General features: G+C 56.3%; 14 protein-coding genes. 4 read left to right on the forward strand and 10 right to left on the reverse strand.

Annotated elements, in window-relative coordinates; all coding sequences use genetic code 11:
* Position 1 precedes the first annotated feature (1 nt).
* On the reverse strand, positions 2 to 703 hold the full coding sequence (locus LVD14_RS12430; RefSeq protein ID WP_237134383.1) for a recombinase family protein: 702 nt from the start codon (positions 701 to 703) through the stop codon (positions 2 to 4).
* A 682-nt stretch (positions 704 to 1,385) separates the two neighbouring features.
* On the opposite strand from LVD14_RS12430, the gene rne reads away from it, so the two are divergent.
* Positions 1,386 to 4,463, forward strand: a complete 3,078-nt coding sequence (rne, locus tag LVD14_RS12435) for a ribonuclease E (protein ID WP_237134384.1) — start codon at positions 1,386 to 1,388, stop codon at positions 4,461 to 4,463.
* 119 nt (positions 4,464 to 4,582) lie between these two features.
* Here the strand turns inward: rne and LVD14_RS12440 are convergent, their stop codons facing one another.
* The 5 genes from LVD14_RS12440 to nagZ all read right to left on the reverse strand — a co-directional run bounded on the left by LVD14_RS12440 (position 4,583) and on the right by nagZ (position 8,627).
* Positions 4,583 to 5,512, reverse strand: a complete 930-nt coding sequence (locus tag LVD14_RS12440) for an electron transfer flavoprotein subunit alpha/FixB family protein (protein ID WP_237134385.1) — start codon at positions 5,510 to 5,512, stop codon at positions 4,583 to 4,585.
* Positions 5,513 to 5,527: 15 nt separating this feature from the next.
* Positions 5,528 to 6,277: an electron transfer flavoprotein subunit beta/FixA family protein gene (locus tag LVD14_RS12445; RefSeq protein WP_237134386.1), complete on the reverse strand. Its 750-nt coding sequence runs from the start codon at positions 6,275 to 6,277 to the stop codon at positions 5,528 to 5,530.
* Between the two features lie 127 nt (positions 6,278 to 6,404).
* Positions 6,405 to 6,998, reverse strand: a complete 594-nt coding sequence (locus LVD14_RS12450) for a DUF1285 domain-containing protein (RefSeq protein WP_237134387.1) — start codon at positions 6,996 to 6,998, stop codon at positions 6,405 to 6,407.
* Positions 6,999 to 7,031: 33 nt separating this feature from the next.
* Positions 7,032 to 7,577: a hypoxanthine-guanine phosphoribosyltransferase gene (locus tag LVD14_RS12455; RefSeq protein ID WP_237134388.1), complete on the reverse strand. Its 546-nt coding sequence runs from the start codon at positions 7,575 to 7,577 to the stop codon at positions 7,032 to 7,034.
* A gap of 21 nt (positions 7,578 to 7,598) precedes the next feature.
* On the reverse strand, positions 7,599 to 8,627 hold the full coding sequence (nagZ, locus tag LVD14_RS12460; RefSeq protein WP_237134389.1) for a beta-N-acetylhexosaminidase: 1,029 nt from the start codon (positions 8,625 to 8,627) through the stop codon (positions 7,599 to 7,601).
* A 131-nt stretch (positions 8,628 to 8,758) separates the two neighbouring features.
* Between nagZ and lexA the strand changes: the two genes are divergently transcribed.
* Entirely contained in the window at positions 8,759 to 9,385 is a 627-nt protein-coding gene (gene lexA, locus LVD14_RS12465; RefSeq protein ID WP_237134390.1) for a transcriptional repressor LexA, read from the forward strand.
* Positions 9,386 to 9,687: 302 nt separating this feature from the next.
* Here the strand turns inward: lexA and topA are convergent, their stop codons facing one another.
* On the reverse strand, positions 9,688 to 12,312 hold the full coding sequence (gene topA, locus LVD14_RS12470; protein WP_237134391.1) for a type I DNA topoisomerase: 2,625 nt from the start codon (positions 12,310 to 12,312) through the stop codon (positions 9,688 to 9,690).
* A gap of 137 nt (positions 12,313 to 12,449) precedes the next feature.
* Positions 12,450 to 13,502 carry a branched-chain amino acid aminotransferase gene (locus LVD14_RS12475; RefSeq protein ID WP_237134392.1) on the reverse strand — a complete coding sequence of 351 codons (1,053 nt, stop codon included), beginning with the start codon at positions 13,500 to 13,502 and terminating at the stop codon, positions 12,450 to 12,452.
* A 114-nt stretch (positions 13,503 to 13,616) separates the two neighbouring features.
* On the opposite strand from LVD14_RS12475, the gene LVD14_RS12480 reads away from it, so the two are divergent.
* The gene (locus tag LVD14_RS12480) at positions 13,617 to 14,411 is read left to right on the forward strand and encodes a TatD family hydrolase (RefSeq protein WP_237134393.1); all 795 of its coding nucleotides are present in this window, start codon (positions 13,617 to 13,619) and stop codon (positions 14,409 to 14,411) included.
* A gap of 12 nt (positions 14,412 to 14,423) precedes the next feature.
* Here the strand turns inward: LVD14_RS12480 and LVD14_RS12485 are convergent, their stop codons facing one another.
* Both LVD14_RS12485 and LVD14_RS12490 read right to left on the reverse strand, forming a co-directional pair.
* Positions 14,424 to 14,699 carry a glutaredoxin family protein gene (locus LVD14_RS12485; protein WP_237134394.1) on the reverse strand — a complete coding sequence of 92 codons (276 nt, stop codon included), beginning with the start codon at positions 14,697 to 14,699 and terminating at the stop codon, positions 14,424 to 14,426.
* On the reverse strand, positions 14,696 to 15,709 hold the full coding sequence (locus LVD14_RS12490) for a quinone-dependent dihydroorotate dehydrogenase (protein WP_237134395.1): 1,014 nt from the start codon (positions 15,707 to 15,709) through the stop codon (positions 14,696 to 14,698). The genes LVD14_RS12485 and LVD14_RS12490 overlap by 4 nt, the downstream gene beginning before the upstream one ends.
* Before the next feature lie 194 nt (positions 15,710 to 15,903).
* On the opposite strand from LVD14_RS12490, the gene LVD14_RS12495 reads away from it, so the two are divergent.
* Positions 15,904 to 16,863 carry an AAA family ATPase gene (locus tag LVD14_RS12495; protein WP_237134396.1) on the forward strand — a complete coding sequence of 320 codons (960 nt, stop codon included), beginning with the start codon at positions 15,904 to 15,906 and terminating at the stop codon, positions 16,861 to 16,863.
* Positions 16,864 to 16,903: the final 40 nt, after the last annotated feature.

Genomic DNA, 16,903 nt, shown 5'->3' on the forward strand with positions numbered 1-16,903 from the left:
ATCAGTCCTGCTCCTGCTGTTCGCGTTGCAGCACCCGTTGGACCGTCTTGAAGCTGACCGGTGCGATTGGCGTGCTGACACGGCTGGCGATCGCCCGCAGCGAAAGCCCCTGTGAGCGCAACTGGCGAATCTGTTTCAACACTCGTTGCTCCAGCGGGTTTTCGATGAGTTTGCCATTACTGTGAATCATATAACCAAAAGGTTTGCTGCCGCCCAGGAAGCGACCCTTGCTGCGCTGCTCATGTTTGACCTTGAGCATACGCTGGGCACCGCGCCGGCCTTCAATGACAGCCAGTTCTGCCAGGATCGCATCAAAATCCACCCGCGTACGCTTTAATGTCCGGGTCTGGCTGAGCTCAGCATCAAGACTGACGACATGCAGGCAGATATCATTGCCGCGCAGCCACTCCAGCGTCTGTTCCAGATCCTGCGCACCGTTGACCAGTCGGCGCAGACTGGCCACCAGCAGATCGCTGCCCGGTGGGGGTCGCCAGCCATCGTGCGTACCCTCCGAATCAGGCAACAGACGCTGACTGAAGCCCTCTCTCCAGTCATGGCTGACCTCGCGCACCCAGCGCGGCTCCGGCCAGCCCTGCCGACGACAGTAGTCCAGCAGTTGCTCGCGCTCGCGCGGATCACTGAATCCGACTGCGTCGTCATCCTGCTCGAAACTGCTGAGTCTCTGGTAGGCAAAAATTTTCATGCCCGGATTCTAGTCGAGGCGGAAATTTAAAACAAACCAGACGTTTAGGGCTGCCCAGCGACCGTTCGATAAAAACATAATGTTTGAACAATGCAAATCTTACTGCTATAGTCGCGGAGCTGCTTGTTCTGCATGTAAGGCCAGCAGCCAGATTTTAAAGTATTCCGCCATTGCGATGGCGATGAACTGTTAAGATTTTTGTACGCAAGTTTTTACAGTAAGACAACAACGTTACTAAGTAGAGCGTTATCAACCTAACTTAAGTAACCGGATCCGGAACCCGCGTGACAACACAGCGGGCGGAGTCCAGAAAGCGATTTTTTGCTGGTGGCAACCGTTAACAACGAGCGCGCACCACAGCCCTTACCCGACTGGCTTCCAACAACAACTGAGCCGGGGTTCGGGCAGGCCGGGGCTTGACCGCGGCACGAACAAACGTATCGCGCGCCACATTGCGCAGCGATGGGATACATGGTTAATGACGGTTATGCATTGTCGCCTGAGGCTGACTGAATACCGTAGCACAGCAGCCGCACAACAACTGCAAGCCATTGTTCCAAAAGGATTTCTGATTCACTAGTTGAATCAGGCAGCTCCCCGCGTTGGTTCCTGCCCGCCACAGGTCCCTGTCAGTTTCGCACCTGGATTCACCGATCTGGTTCAACAGAGATGTGAATTCACTATGAAAAGAATGCTAATAAACGCAACGCAGGAAGAAGAACTGCGCGTTGCGCTGGTCGATGGCCAGAAACTGTACGACCTCGATATCGAAAACCGCACCCGCATTCAGAAAAAGGCCAGCATTTTCAAAGGCCGCATCACCCGCGTAGAACCCAGTCTTGAAGCCGCCTTCGTCGATTTTGGCGCTGAGCGTCATGGCTTTTTGCCGCTCAAGGAAATCGCTCCCGAATACTTCACCGGCAAATCTGACGGCGGCCGCGTCAACATCAAGGAAGCCGTTGCCGAAGGCACCGAAGTCATCATTCAGGTTGAGAAGGAAGAGCGTGGCAACAAGGGCGCAGCGCTGACCACATTTATCAGTCTGGCCGGCCGCTATCTGGTTCTTATGCCGAACAACCCCCGCGCTGGCGGCATTTCACGTCGCATTGAGGGTGATGAGCGTTCTGAGATTCGTGAAGCCATCAACAGCCTGAATATTCCGGACGGCATGGGCATCATCGTGCGCACCGCCGGCGTTGGCAAAAACCAGGAAGATCTGCAGTGGGACCTCGATTACCTGCTGTCGCTGTGGCAGTCCATCAAGGATGCCTCCGACCAGAAAAAAGCCCCCTTCCTGATCTACCAGGAAAGCAATGTCATCATCCGCTGCATCCGTGACTACCTGCGCCAGGACATCGGCGAAGTGCTGTTTGACACCCAGGAAGCCTACGAAGAAGCCCTGAACTTTGTGCGTCAGGTGATGCCGCACTACGAAGCGCGTATCAAGCACTATCAGGATCCGCTGCCGCTGTTCAATCGCTACCAGATTGAAAACCAGATCGAATCCGCCTTCCAGCGTGAAGTTAAACTGCCCTCCGGTGGCTCCATTGTCATTGATCCAACCGAAGCCCTGATCTCCATCGATATCAACTCCTCGCGTGCCACACGCGGTTCTGACATCGAAGAAACGGCGCTGAATACCAACCTGGAAGCGGCAGATGAAATTGCCCGTCAGTTGCGCCTGCGTGACATGGGCGGCCTGGTGGTCATCGATTTTATCGATATGGCCTCCACCAAGAATCAGAAAGAAGTTGAAAACCGCGTCCGCGATGCGCTGGAAGCCGACCGTGCACGCGTTCAGGTTGGCCGTATCTCCCGCTTTGGCCTGCTGGAGATGTCACGTCAGCGCCTGCGTCCGTCACTTGAAGAAACCAATGCTGTGGTCTGCCCGCGTTGTAGCGGTCAGGGCACGATCCGTGATGTGAAATCACTGTGTCTGTCCATCCTGCGTATTCTGCAGGAAGAGGCAAACAAGAAGAAAAGCGCCGAGATTCGTGCGATTGTGCCACTCAACGTGGCCTCTTATCTGCTGAATGAAAAGCGTAATGCGGTGGCTGCCATCGAACAGCAGAGCAAGACCCGCCTGCTGATCATCCCCAGCCCGTCGCTGGAGACTCCCCACTACGAAATCCAGAGCCTGAGCGCCCAGGATGGCGGCGTGGCGCTGGCCAGCTTTGAAATCGAAACCGAACACGATCACGTCGAAGAAATCGGCCAGACGCAGAAGCCGCTGCCCGTGCAGCAGGCTGCAGTGCAGGCACCCACAGTGCCAGCCGCACCGGCACCACGCGCCACTGAGTCACGTGACAAGCCGGCAGGCAAGTCAGCACCCGCCAAAAAAGGTTTCCTTGGCTCCCTGTTGTCAGTGTTTGGGGAGCTGTTTGGCGCTGCCAACGACGAAGAAGAGGAAGAAAACAAAACCGAACAGCGCGGCAGCGGCAACAATCGCAATCGCTCGCGCAGCGGTGGCAGTGACCGCAATCGCAATCGCGGCAATCGCGGCCGCGGTGGCGACTCACGCAGCCGGGACGATTCACGCGCACCACGTGACGACCAGAAGCGCGAAGAACAGAAATCAGACGAACGTGGCGGCAAAGCCCAGGCTGACAAGAGCCAGGACAAGAGCAACGACAAGGACGGAGACAACAAGCCTCAGCGCAGCAGCCGTCGTCGTGGCGGTCGCGGCCGTAACCGCTCTGATGATGACAGCCAGGGCGGCAACCGTCAGGATCGTGGCAGTGCTGACAAGTCATCGTCTGACAGCAGTGACGAGCAGTCTGGCGATCAGCAGGACAACAGCAATCGTCGACCCAAGGGCGAGCGCAAGCCGCGCAACACTACCAAGCGCAAGCGCGGCCCGCATCCCGACGGTCAGACCGAGAGCACAGACGATCAGCAGGTCGCTGCTGACGCACAGGCGACAGACACTGCCGGCAATGAAGCAGAAACTGCTGCCAGCGCAACATCCGACAAGCAGGACAAACAGGACAAGCAGGCAGTTGCTGCCGCTGAGCAGCCTGCAGACGCAGGAGCAAGCGAGTCGACGAAGGCTACGCAGGACTCTGACGAACAGGCTCAGAATGCCGATGAACAGTCTGAAAAACCCAAACGACGCCGCAGTCGTGGCGGTCGTTCGCGTCGCGGCAAGTCCAGCGCAGACAAGGCAGGCGCTGACAAGTCTACGGGGGACGACAACTCAACCGATTCAGCTGATTCTGAGAATGCAGCCGATGTGACTGAATCTGCAACAGTCGCTGAAAAAGCAGCTATCGAGAAACCAGCCAAAAAGACTGAGCCAAAAGCTGAGGAGAAGGCTGTCGGGCCGGCAGAGACTTCAGAGTCTAAAAAGACGGACTCTGGCGAGAAGAAACCGCAGGCCGCCAAACCGGAGGAAGCAGCCAGCGCTGACGCGGAGCCCAAAGCAGCAGCTGACGACAAGCCTGCCAAGGCAGCTGTTGCAGCTGAGAAAGCCGAGAAGGCCGGGAAAGAACAGAAAGTTGAGAAGGCCGAAGAAGCGAAGCCAGCTAAATCAGAACCTGAAAAAGCCGAAACTGTGCAGGCTGAACCAGCGCAAGCTGCTGCTCCAGAGCAGCAGCCTGAATCAAAGCCTGAGTCCAGCGCCCAGGCTGCGCCAGCGAGCGGCGGACGTGCGCCTAACGACCCACGGGAGATTCGTCGCCGTCGCCTGGAAGAAGAGAAGGCTCGCAAGCAGGCTGAATCTGACAGCCAGACTGACTCAGAGGACAGCAACAAGCAGTAAGACTGAACTGGATCCCTGACGGCCGTGTGATGCTGTCAGGGATCAAATGTCAGACAACAAAAAAGGCAGTGGTTGAAAAACCACTGCCTTTTTTTGTAAGCGCTTAAAGCGTGTGAGACTTACAGCTTCTCTTCGAGCTCGGGTACCGCCTTGAACAGGTCAGCGACCAGACCATAGTCTGCTACCTGGAAGATTGGCGCTTCCTCGTCTTTGTTGATCGCCACGATTACCTTGCTGTCCTTCATGCCGGCGAGGTGCTGAATGGCACCAGAAATGCCAACAGCAATGTACAGCTCGGGGGCAACGATTTTACCAGTCTGACCGACCTGCATGTCGTTCGGTACAAAGCCCGCGTCTACCGCTGCGCGTGATGCGCCGATGGCTGCGCCCAGCTTGTCTGCAACCTTTTCCAGCATGGCGAAGTTTTCACCATTCTGCATGCCGCGACCACCAGAGATGACAATCTTGGCGCCGGTCAATTCAGGACGCTCAGACTTGGTCAGCTCTTCGCTGATGAACTCAGCAACTTCCTGGGTCTTGACCACGTCAGTCGTCTCCACGCTGGCTGAGCCGCCTTCAGCAGCTGCCGCATCAAAGGCTGTACCACGTACGGTAATCACCTTCACACTGTCAGAAGACTGCACAGTAGCCAGTGCGTTACCGGCGTAAATTGGTCGCACAAATGTGTCTTCTGATTTTACAGCGGTGATGTCTGAAATCTGTGCAACACCCAGCAGGGCTGCAACGCGTGGCATGAAGTTTTTGCCGCTGGTAGTTGCCGGGGCCAGAATGTGGCTGGCATCTTTACCAACTTCAGCCACGAGCTCGGCCAGGTTTTCCGGCAGCTGGTTTTTGTAGGCTTCGTTATCGGCCACCAGAACTTTGCTGACACCATCGATGGCTGCAGCGGCCTTGGCCACCGCATCGCATCCGGAGCCGGCTACCAGCACTGTGATATCTGAGCCTATTTCTTTGGCGGCTGTAACTGTATTCAGGGTCGCCGGTTTCAGGGCGGCGTTATCGTGATCTGCTATTACCAAAATGCTCATGTTCTGCCCTACCCCTTAGATAACTTTTGCTTCGGTTTTCAGTTTGCTGATCAGCTCGTCCACACTTTCCACCTTGATACCGGCAGAGCGAGCGGGTGGTGGCTCAACAGAGATAACCTTCAACCCAGAGCTGACGTCGACACCAAGCTCCTCTGGTGTGAGGGAGTCAATCGTCTTTTTCTTGGCTTTCATGATGTTTGGCAGAGAAGCGTAGCGCGGCTCGTTCAGACGCAGGTCAGTGGTTACGATGGCCGGCAGCTTCAGTGAAACGGTCTGTTCGCCACCATCGATTTCACGGGTGACCTTCGCTTTGCCGTCAGCAACTTCCAGTTTGCAGGCGAATGTGCCCTGTGGCATGCCAGTCAACGCACCCAGCATCTGACCAACCTGGTTGTTGTCCGAATCGACGGACTGCTTGCCCAGAATGACCATTTCAACGCCTTCTTTCTCCACAATCTTCTGCAGCATGCGCGCCACCGGCAGTGGCTGCACATCAACGGGTGCCTCTACGTGAATGCCGCGATCAGCGCCCAGCGCCAGTGCAGTACGGATCTGTTCCTGACAGTTCTTCTCGCCAATGGAGACAACAATAATTTCTTCGGCGATGCCTTTCTCTTTCAGACGCACTGCCTCTTCCACGGCAATTTCGCAGAAAGGATTGACCGCCATTTTGGCATTGGCCAGATCCACACCACTGTTATCAGCTTTAACACGAACCTTCACATATGGATCAACTACACGTTTGATCGCTACCAGAATCTTCATGGATTCTCCAACTTTTACTGATTAGAAAAATGGCTTGTGGGTGCCAGTGGTAAATGCCTGCGGCCCCAAAAAGGCTGACAATAATGCCGTTTTTGAGCGCGCGCGTCAATAAAACCGCGGCCCGGGTTTACCCCTGAAAGCGTCCCAGTTCAAACTTGCAGCCCTGACTGGACACGACCAAAACCTTCTCCATATCGTTGTTTTTGTTATTTTTTTTGTCATCCACAGGGCTCGTCTCGGCAACTTCCACAAGCGAATAAAAAACCGAACGGATGATCAGTGCCTTGAGCCCATGACGCACTTCCAGCACTGGATGAGGCTGCTGATCAGCGTCGAAAGTGACTTCGATCCGGTTATCGGGCCCGGCTTCGACAACTTCATCAGTATTCAGGGTAAACCGAAGCACCTGCTGCCCATCGCGCTCGACGACATCGACGAGCTGCGCTACAAACGGGCAATCGTCAACCTGGATGCGCACTTTCTCCACCGGCGTCACCAGATAATGAAAGCCATCCGGATCCAGCCGCAGAATCGAGGAAAATAATTGCACCAGGCGCTTGCGCCCGATCGGCGAACCTTCATGATACCAGCGTCCGTCGGCTGCAATGCGCATGTCCATCTCGCCGCAGTACGGCGGATCCCAGTCGTGCACCGGTGCCGGGCCCCGATTGGTTTTGATGTGCTTCAACAGATTATCAGTCTTGATCTCGGCGCTGCTCATCTGACCTCCTGGGTAAGGTAGTGTCCCGTCTGACTAGTCGACCGCAAAAATGCCCGGTGCATTCCTCCAGAAACCTTTGTAATCCATACCGTAACCGAACAGGTATTTGTCCTCGGCATACAGAGCGGTAAAGTCCGCCTTTTTCAGATCGGCCGTCTTGCGATCGTGCTGTTTGTCGACCAGCACAGCGCTGTAGACTTCCGCTGCACCCTGCTCCCGGCACCAGCTGACGATGGCGGCCAGCGTTTCGCCCTCGTCAAAGATATCGTCAAGCACCAGTACGACCCGGTCCTGCAGGGATGAGGCAGGTGTCACACGCCAGTGCAATTGACTGCCGGTCAGTTGCTCACGGTAGCGAGTCGCGTGGATATAGTCCAGGTTCAGCGGAAACTTCAACCGTGGTGCCAGATGTCCCGTCAAGACGATGCCGCCGTTCATGACACACAGCACCAGCGGGGTCTTGTCACCGACAGCCGCGGTGATTTCGCTGGCCAGGCTGTCCAGCGCAGTGGCAATTTCGGATTCGCTGAACAGGCACTGAGCCTTGTCCAGCACGTCCTGCATGTTTTCGGTCTGCATAGCGTTTAAAACTCTGATTGTTTACAGCATGGAAATTCGGTTGCGGATATCGATCACGCGGGCATCTGATTGCAGCGCTACCAGGTCTGGCTGCTGCGAACAGCGGCGTCGCATACCTTGCAGGCGCGGCGATGGAGCGGGCCTCGCTTCGTCCAGCGCTCGCAATGCGTCCAGTGCTGCTGCCCTGTCATTGCAAACCAGCAGCATGTCGCAGCCGGCCTTGAGGGCCTGGTTAACCCGTTGCGACATATCACCTGCCGCACCGGCCGCCGCCATCACCAGGTCATCGCTGAAAATGACGCCATCAAACCCAAGTCGCTCACGCAGGACCGTCTGCAGCCAGTACCTTGAGAAGCCTGCGCAGTGCGCATCGGCCGCGGGGTAAACGACATGCGCCGGCATCACAGCATCCAGTGACGGAAGGCACCGCACAAAAACCTGCAGATCCTGCTCTTCAATCTGCGACAGCGATCTGTCGTCGACAGGCAGATCCAGATGGGAATCGGCTGCCACACTGCCATGTCCGGGGAAGTGCTTACCCGTCGTCGCCATACCAGCTTCGTGCATGCCAGCCATGAATGCTGTCGCCAGATCTACCAGCGTATCCAGACGCGAGGAAAATGCGCGATCGCCGATCACTTCGCTGATCCCGGTATGCAGATCCAGAACCGGCGCAAAGCTGATATCAAAGCCTGCGGCCAGCACCTCGGAAGCCATCAGCCAACCCAGGTCATGGGACATGACACGCGCCTGCTCAGGCTCCTTGCTGAACAGCGTATGCAGGGCATACATCGGCGGCAGCCTGGAAAATCCATCACGCAGGCGCTGAACGCGGCCACCCTCCTGATCCACAGCCAGCAGAATGTCCGGGCGGCAGGCACGGATGTCTGCGGTTAAGGCCTGAACCTGGGCCGGTCCGGCAATATTGCGTGAAAACAGGATCACGCCGCCGACCTGCGGATGTTGCAGCAGCGCACGTTCATCATCGGTGAGTGTCTGACCTGACAGGTCCAGCATCAGCACACCTGGGCCTTGCTTGGCGGGGTTCATCGGGGCCTCTCGAATCCTGGGATTGTTAACGTGTGACATTATCGCCTATCGCCAGCAATCCCACAAAAGGCTTGTTCAGATCGCATAACTGTATATAATCACAGGCTGAATGGATCAACAGGATGGGTACCATGCAGGCATTGACCCCAAGACAGGCACAGATTCTTGAGTTTATCCGCGAATATCAACAGGATACCGGTTATCCGCCGACACGCTCGGAGATAGCCCAGAAAATGGGTTTCAAGTCGGCCAATGCCGCCGAGGAACACCTCAAGGCGCTGGCTCGCAAAAAGGCCATTGAAATCGTGCCGGGCGCCTCGCGCGGCATCCGCCTGCCAGACCTGGCCGATCAGGACGAAGCCGCCAATCAGGGTCTGCCGGTTGTTGGCCAGGTTGCCGCCGGCAGCCCGATACTGGCCCAGGAGTGCATTGATGAATACGTCAATGTGCCTGCCGCCATGTTCAGCCCCGCCGCTGACTACCTGCTCACCGTCAAAGGCACCAGCATGATCAACGTCGGCATTTTTGAAGGCGACCTGCTGGCCGTACACAAGACCAGCAAAGCACGCCACGGCGACATCATCGTCGCCCGCCTGGAAGAAGATGTCACCGTCAAACGCCTGGAAGAAACCAGCGAACGCCACCGCCTGCGACTGATGCCCGAAAACGACGACTACGAACCGATCGAAGTGGATTTACGCCGCGACAGCTTTACGATTGAAGGGATCAGTGTCGGCGTCATTAGAAGACATAGTTGATTTGCAGCATGGCTGCATGATGGCGGCTTTTCGCTAAGTTCAAATTGTAAGCACTGAGCGAAAAGCGTAGCAGCCGCCGGCAGTACTAGGCAAAAACAGGCGAGGGAGGTGACGACTGCATGGATGCAGGAGTTAGAGCGACGCAGGATGCCAAAGCCGAGTTTACAATTTCGTAAATGATCCTTCCGAGCCTGTTTTTAACGACGTAATGCCAAGGCTGATGCGCTTTGAATAGTTCAAGTAAATGAGCATTCTGAGCGGCTTTTAACGAAGCAATGGCGCGGCACTGCGCCTTCCACAGACTACTTGTCCACGACCCACTTGCCGTTTTTATATACCGCCTTCCAACCTGTGGCTTTCTTGTCCACTTCCGTAAGGAGATAATGCTCCTTCGCCTTGCGACTAAAGCGCACGATGGTGGGATTACCATCGCCGTCGACCAGCGGTCCTTTGAACAGGAAGCTGTACTTGCTGTCGATCTCATCTTTATGCGGCAGTAATTCCTTCAGCAGCGGCGCACGTGTTTCGCGGTTCTTGGGGAACTTGCTGGCGGCCAGGAATATACCGGCAGCACCATCGCGCAGTACGTAATGGTCGTCGACTTTTTCACAGGCCAGCTCGGGCATGGGTACCGGGTCCATCTTGGGTGGCGCCGGTTCGCCGCTGCGCAGCAGTTTGCGGGTGTTTTTGCACTCGCTGCCGGTACAACCAAAATACTTGCCGAAACGGCCTGTCTTCAGCTGCATGTCAGAGCCGCACTTGTCACACTCAATGACAGGACCGTCGTAGCCCTTGATCTTGAAGCTGCCCTGCTCGACTTCGTAACCCGGGCAGTCCGGATTGTTGCCGCACACATGCAGCTTGCGTGTGCTGTCAATCAGATAGCTGTCCATGCTGGTGTTGCACAACTTGCAGCGATGACGCTCGCGCAGACGGCGGTTCTCCAGCGCTTCGGCCTCTTCCTCGTCATCAATATTGATGGCTTCTTCGCCGGGCGTCAGGTTGATGGTTGTTTTACAGCGCTCTTTGGGCGGCAGTGCATAACCAGAACATCCCAGGAAGACACCGGTTGATGCGGTACGAATCTGCATGGGACGGCCACAGTCCGGACATTTGATGTCCGTATCGGTGGGCGTATTGGCACGCATACCTTCGTCATCAGATGACGAGGCTTTGCTCAGCTGGCCAGTGAAATCCTGATAGAAATCGTCCAGCAGGTGTTTCCAGTCTTTATCGCCGTTGGCGACTTCATCCAGCGAGTCTTCCATTCGCGCTGTGAAGTCGTAGTCCATCAGCTCGGTGAAACTTTCATGCAGGCGTTCGGTGACAATGTCACCCATCTTTTGTGCAAAGAAACGGCGGCCTTCTACCTTGACGTAGCCACGCTCCTGAATTGTGGAAATAATAGAGGCATAGGTTGATGGTCTGCCAATACCTCGCTTTTCCAGCTCTTTGACAAGGCTGGCTTCCGTGTAGCGCGCAGGCGGCTTGGTAAAGTTCTGCTTGGGATCCAGCGCCTTGAGCTTGAGCTCCTCTCCCTTGCTGACATCTGGAAGTACCACGTCTTCTTCTTTGGACGGCAGTACTTTCAGATAACCATCAAACTGCATGATACGCCCTTTGGTGCGCAGCTCGAAGTCACCTGCTGTAACTGTGATGACGGAGCTCAGATAGCGTGCTGGTGGCATCTGACAGGCTACAAAATGCGCCCAGATCAGTGCGTAAAGACGCTCCGCATCACGCTCCATATTGGAGAGCTGGGTAGGTGCTGTATTGACATCAGTCGGGCGGATGGCTTCGTGTGCCTCCTGCGCCCCTTCACGCGCGCTGTACTGCACCGGTTTCTCGGTCAGGTAGCGTTTGCCGAAATTGTCTTCGATATAGTCACGACACATGGTCAGCGCATCAGCACTCAGGTGAGTTGAGTCGGTACGCATATAGGTGATGTAACCAGCCTCGTACAGTCGCTGCGCCAGCGTCATGGTTTTTTTGACGCCGAAACCCAGTCGCGTACTTGCGGCCTGTTGCAGTGTTGAGGTAATCAGCGGCGGACGCGGTTTGGAACTGGTGGGTTTGTCTTCACGCCCACTGACAATGAACCGGGCCTGTTCCAGCGCTTTCTCGGCGCGGGCGGACTCATCGGCACTGCCCGGGCGGTAGTTTTCACCCGCCTGCTTGTTAACCTGCAGCCGCAGCTCGTCCTTGTGAGTCGTCAGCGTGTCGGCATACATCTCCCAGAACTCTTCCGGGATGAACTTGCGAATTTCGCGTTCACGCTCAACGATCAGGCGCACTGCAACTGATTGCACACGTCCGGCGGACAGGCCTCTGGCGACCTTGCTCCACAGCAGCGGCGACACCATAAACCCGACCACACGGTCAAGAAAACGCCGTGCCTGCTGTGCTTCGACATAACGCATGTCCAGATCGCCGGGATGTGAAAATGCCTCGTTGATGGCCTTTTTGGTGATCTCGTTAAACACGACACGGCGGTATCGGGTATCGTCTCCACCAATAGCTTCGCGGAGGTGCCAGGCAATGGCCTCCCCCTCTCTATCCAAGTCCGTTGCGAGGTAGATAGTGTCGGCGTTCTTGGCCAGTTTTTTGAGCTCGGCGACCACTTTTTCCTTGCCGGGCAGAATCTCATAACGCGCCTTCCAGCCGTGTTCCGGATCCACACCCATGCGCGCGATCAACTGCTCACGCGCTTTCTTTTGCTTGTGGGCCGCTTTCTTCTCCGGGCTCATGGCACGCGTCTTGGCGGCCTCTTTGGCACGTTCGGTAGGGTCAGTATTATTGCCGCTGCCTGATACCGGCAGATCCCGAATATGGCCAACACTGGACTTTACAACAAACTCGCTGCCCAGATATTTGTTGATGGTTTTGGCCTTGGCGGGGGACTCGACTATGACTAGAGATTTACTCATTAAAATACTGATTTCCTGAAATTGATATACATCGGCGCCGTGGCTTTTGGGGTGCGCTGACTATGCAGCACACGCGCAATGAAGCCGACATATATAAAGATTCGGTCGCTGGGGGTCAAGCTTTACTGCGAATTCAGTCAGATACTGACTTCGTGTGTCCAGTGGTATTTGTCAGCGATTTCACCGCGCTGAATACCCACCAGCAGCTCGTAAAGTTTCTGGGTGATCGGGCCCGGCTCTTCGCCGTTGCCATAGAAGCTATGCCAGTTTCCATCCACCAGGATCTTGCCAACCGGAGAGATCACGGCTGCGGTTCCGCAGGCTGCCACTTCTTCAAAATCGGCTATCTCACCGCGCAGATCGATACCACGCTGCTCGGTTTTCAGGCCCAGCTCTTGTTCAGCCAGCGCCATGATGGAACGGCGTGTGACACTGGGCAGCACTGCACTGGAGCCAGGCGTCACAAAGCGGCCACCGGTCATGGCAACCACGATATTGGCAGACCCGGCCTCATCAATATAACGGCGTTCGCGCGCATCCAGGAACAGCGCCTCGTTGGCGCCCAGCTCCTGCGCCTGACGGGTGGCCAGCAGACCACCAGCATAGTTGGCACCGATTTTATAATTACCTGTACCTGCCGGTGCGGCTCGATCCAGATCAGACACCGCCAGTGAAATCGTCGCCAGACCAGCGCTCTTGTAATAGGGTCCGACCGGCGATACAAACACGCGGAATTCAAACTCCTTGGCAGTTTTTAGCCCCAGGTTCTCGCCCACCCCGATCAGCATCGGGCGAATATACAGGGCAGCACCGGAGCCATGTGGCGGGATCCATGCATAGTTGGCGCGCACAGCTGATTCCACACCTTTTATAAACAGCTCTTCAGGCACATGCGGCATCAGCAGGCGACCGGCAGCCTGTCGCATACGCTCTGCATTCAGGTCTGGACGGAACAACAATACACGGCCATCAGGAGCCGTTTGTGCCTTCAGGCCTTCAAAACACTGCTGGGCGTAATGCAATGCCGGTGCACCTTCATGCACACTGATCATTTTATCGGTAATCAGTTCGCCCTCGGACCACTCACCGTTGCGGTGTACGGCGCGAAACCGATACTCGGTAGATTGATACTGAAATCCCAGTTCGGCCCAGTTGAGTGCTTTTTTCTCTGGCAGGTGTTGCTGATTCATGTGCTGCTATCCAATGCTATTCGGTGTGTTTCGCGGTCAAGCGGCCTGGCATGCGCGCCATTATCCTAGATAGCCGCTTAATCTGCCAGCATACCACTGCTATAATCGCGCGCCATGAATTTACAGCTAATCGACATCGGCGCCAACCTGGGCCACGAATCATTCGACCACGACCTGGAAGACGTGCTGCAACGCGCGCATGCTGCCGGGCTTGTTCATCACCTGGTGACAGGTACCACGTTGCCTGCCTCTCAAAAAGCGCTGGCCTTGTGTAAAAAGTGGCCTGACATGTCAGCCACGGCCGGTATTCACCCGCACGAAGCGCAGCATGCAGACGCGGAGGTCCTTGCCGGCATCCGTGAGCTGCTTGGTGACCCACTGGTCAAGGCAGTTGGTGAGACAGGACTGGATTTTAATCGGGATTTCTCACCGCGCCCATCGCAGGAACGGGTGTTTGCTGAACACCTGGCCATGGCAGTCGACACCGGCAAACCGGTATTTCTGCACCAGCGTGACGCCCACGATCGATTCCTGCCCATTCTCAAAGAGTTTCGCGATCAGCTGAGTGGCGGCGTGGTGCACTGCTTTACTGACCAGCGGCAGGCCCTGTATGACTATCTGGATCTGGACATGCATATCGGCATTACCGGCTGGATATGTGATGAGCGGCGCGGCGCACACCTGCATGAGTTCGTCCGGGATATTCCGGCCGACCGACTGCTGCTGGAAACTGATGCGCCCTATCTGCTACCGCGCAGCCTGCGCCCGCGACCCAAAACGCGGCGCAATGAACCTGCCTGGCTGCCTGAGGTACTGCGTGTGGTGGCAGAGCATTGCCAGCGCCCCGTTGATCAGGTGGCTGCCGAGACCACTGCCAACGCCCGGCGTCTGTTTAAACTGCCGGGTTGATCGCCAGCGACCTCAAAGGTGACGTGACAGATAGTCCAGCAATTGCGGCTCATCGAACGGCCAGCCCAGATCCTGGCTGGCACCATCGACGCGAATGACAGGAATACGCAAACCGTAGCGCTCTACCAGCTGCTCGGATTCTGCGATATCCACCGGACGCCAGTGCAGCTTGTTAAGCCTGACAACAGGCTCCAGCAAGGCCTCGGCCTGCTCGCACAAATGACAACCTGCGGTGGTATACAAAAGTATCGCCGGTGTCCCGGCGTTGTTGTCAGACTGCTGACTCATAGCCCTTCAACTATCTCGCGCACCAGTGCCGGTCCGTGATAAATAAATCCACTGTATATCTGTACCAGCGATGCACCGGCTGCCAGTTTCTGCTGTGCATCCTGCAGCGAGCCAATTCCACCGATGCCTATGATGGGCAGGCGACCATCGAGTTCGCGGTGCAGTCCGGCAATCACCTGTGTGGATTTATCGCGCAATGGCGCACCACTCAAACCGCCTGCCTGGGCATGGCGCGGATTGTCCTGTACCCCATCGCGCGACAGCGTGGTATTGGTGGCGCTGACGCCATCGACCGCAAACTCGAGCAAGGTCCGCGCAATCAAACCCAGTTCTTCGTCATTGAGATCCGGTGCAATTTTTATGACCAGCGGTACCTGGCGACCGTCGGCACTGGCCAGACGATGCTGTTCTTCCTTCAACAGCGTCAGCAATCGTCGCAGCTCTTCACCATACTGCAGCGTGCGCAGGCCCGGCGTATTAGGTGAGGAAAGATTGACCACGATGTAGCTGGCCAGTGGCCATGCCTTGCGCAGTCCAATCAGATAATCTTCGGCAGCCTGTTCGACCGGCGTGTCAAAGTTCTTGCCGATGTTGATGCCCAGCACGCCCTTGAAGCGGCTGTTTTGAATCCGCGACAGTGCGTAATCGATACCCTTATTATTAAAACCCATGCGGTTGATGATGGCCTGCTGCGCGGTAAGTCGAAACAGACGTGGCTTCGGGTTGCCGGGTTGCGGGCGCGGTGTCACGGTACCAATTTCAACAAAACCGAAACCCAGCGCCGCCAGCCCGTCGATATGATCGGCGTTCTTGTCCAGTCCTGCCGCCAGCCCAAGCGCGTTGGGAAACTCCAGACCCATGACGCTGACCGGCTTGCCCCTGCCGGCGCGGGCGCCGCCGAGCAGCGTGCTCAAATGCAGTGAGTTGGCAAGATCCAGGCTGCCAAGGGCAACGCTGTGAGACGTTTCTTCCGGCAGCGCGAATAGCGCAGACCGCATCAATGAGTACATCGACTTATTACTCCAGGGGAACGCAAATCATCATTATAAACCAGCTAGGCGCCTCAAGCCGATGCCAATCGCCGTCACATGGCTGCCACACTCTGCGACAAACTCACTGGCCGGGCTGCTAGACATAAACTTTGAATTGGTTACAATCGCTGACTTCCGCCAAGTTTAAGCAGCAGCACGTTACAGGAAAATTTATGAGCCACCACAATACAATAACAGCATTAAAGACCTGGTTGACGCAGCAGATCATCGGACAGGAGAAGTTGGTTGACCGTCTGTTGATCGCTCTGCTGGCGGATGGCCACTTGCTGGTAGAGGGGGCTCCTGGCCTGGCCAAGACCAAGGCAATTAAAGATCTTTCCCGCGCTGTTGAAGGCGACTTCCACCGCATCCAGTTTACTCCTGACCTGCTGCCCAGCGACATTACCGGTACCGAGATCTTCCGCCCTGAAGATGGATCTTTCCGATTCCAGCCTGGCCCGATTTTCCACAACCTGGTTCTGGCTGACGAAATCAACCGTGCTCCGGCCAAAGTGCAGTCAGCACTGCTGGAGGCCATGGCCGAGCATCAGGTATCTGTCGGACGTGAGTCCTTCCAGCTGCCACCCCTGTTCCTGGTTATGGCGACCCAAAACCCGATCGAACAGGAAGGTACTTATCCGCTGCCGGAAGCCCAGCTTGACCGCTTCCTGATGCATGTATCCATAGGTTACCCCAACACCGAAGCAGAGCGTGACATTCTGCACCTGGTCCGCGAAGAGGCTCGCCATGTCGCGCCGGAAGCGCCCCAGGTGATGAGCCAGGAAGATCTGTTTGCTGCACGTCAGGAGATCCTGGCCATGCACATGACGCCGGCTGTTGAGGAATACATCATTCAATTGATCATGGCGACGCGAAACCCGGCCACCTACGGCGACGACCTGGCCGGCTGGATTGACTTTGGTGCCAGCCCACGGGGTACGATCTCTCTGGATCGCTGTGCCCGCGCCCATGCCTGGATCAAGGGCAAGGACTTTGTCAGCCCCGACGATGTGCAGGCAGTGATGTTCGACGTGCTGCGCCACCGGGTACTGCTCAGCTTTGAGGCGGAAGCCAGCGGCATTACGCCCGATAAGGTTCTCAGCACGATTCTGGAGCGAGTTCCGTCGGCTTGAACGCAGTCATGATCTGTCTGACTGACGCTGCATCTGCCGA

The organism is Pseudohongiella sp. O18 (assembly GCF_021729085.1).
Classification (GTDB): Bacteria; Pseudomonadota; Gammaproteobacteria; order Pseudomonadales; family Pseudohongiellaceae; genus Pseudohongiella.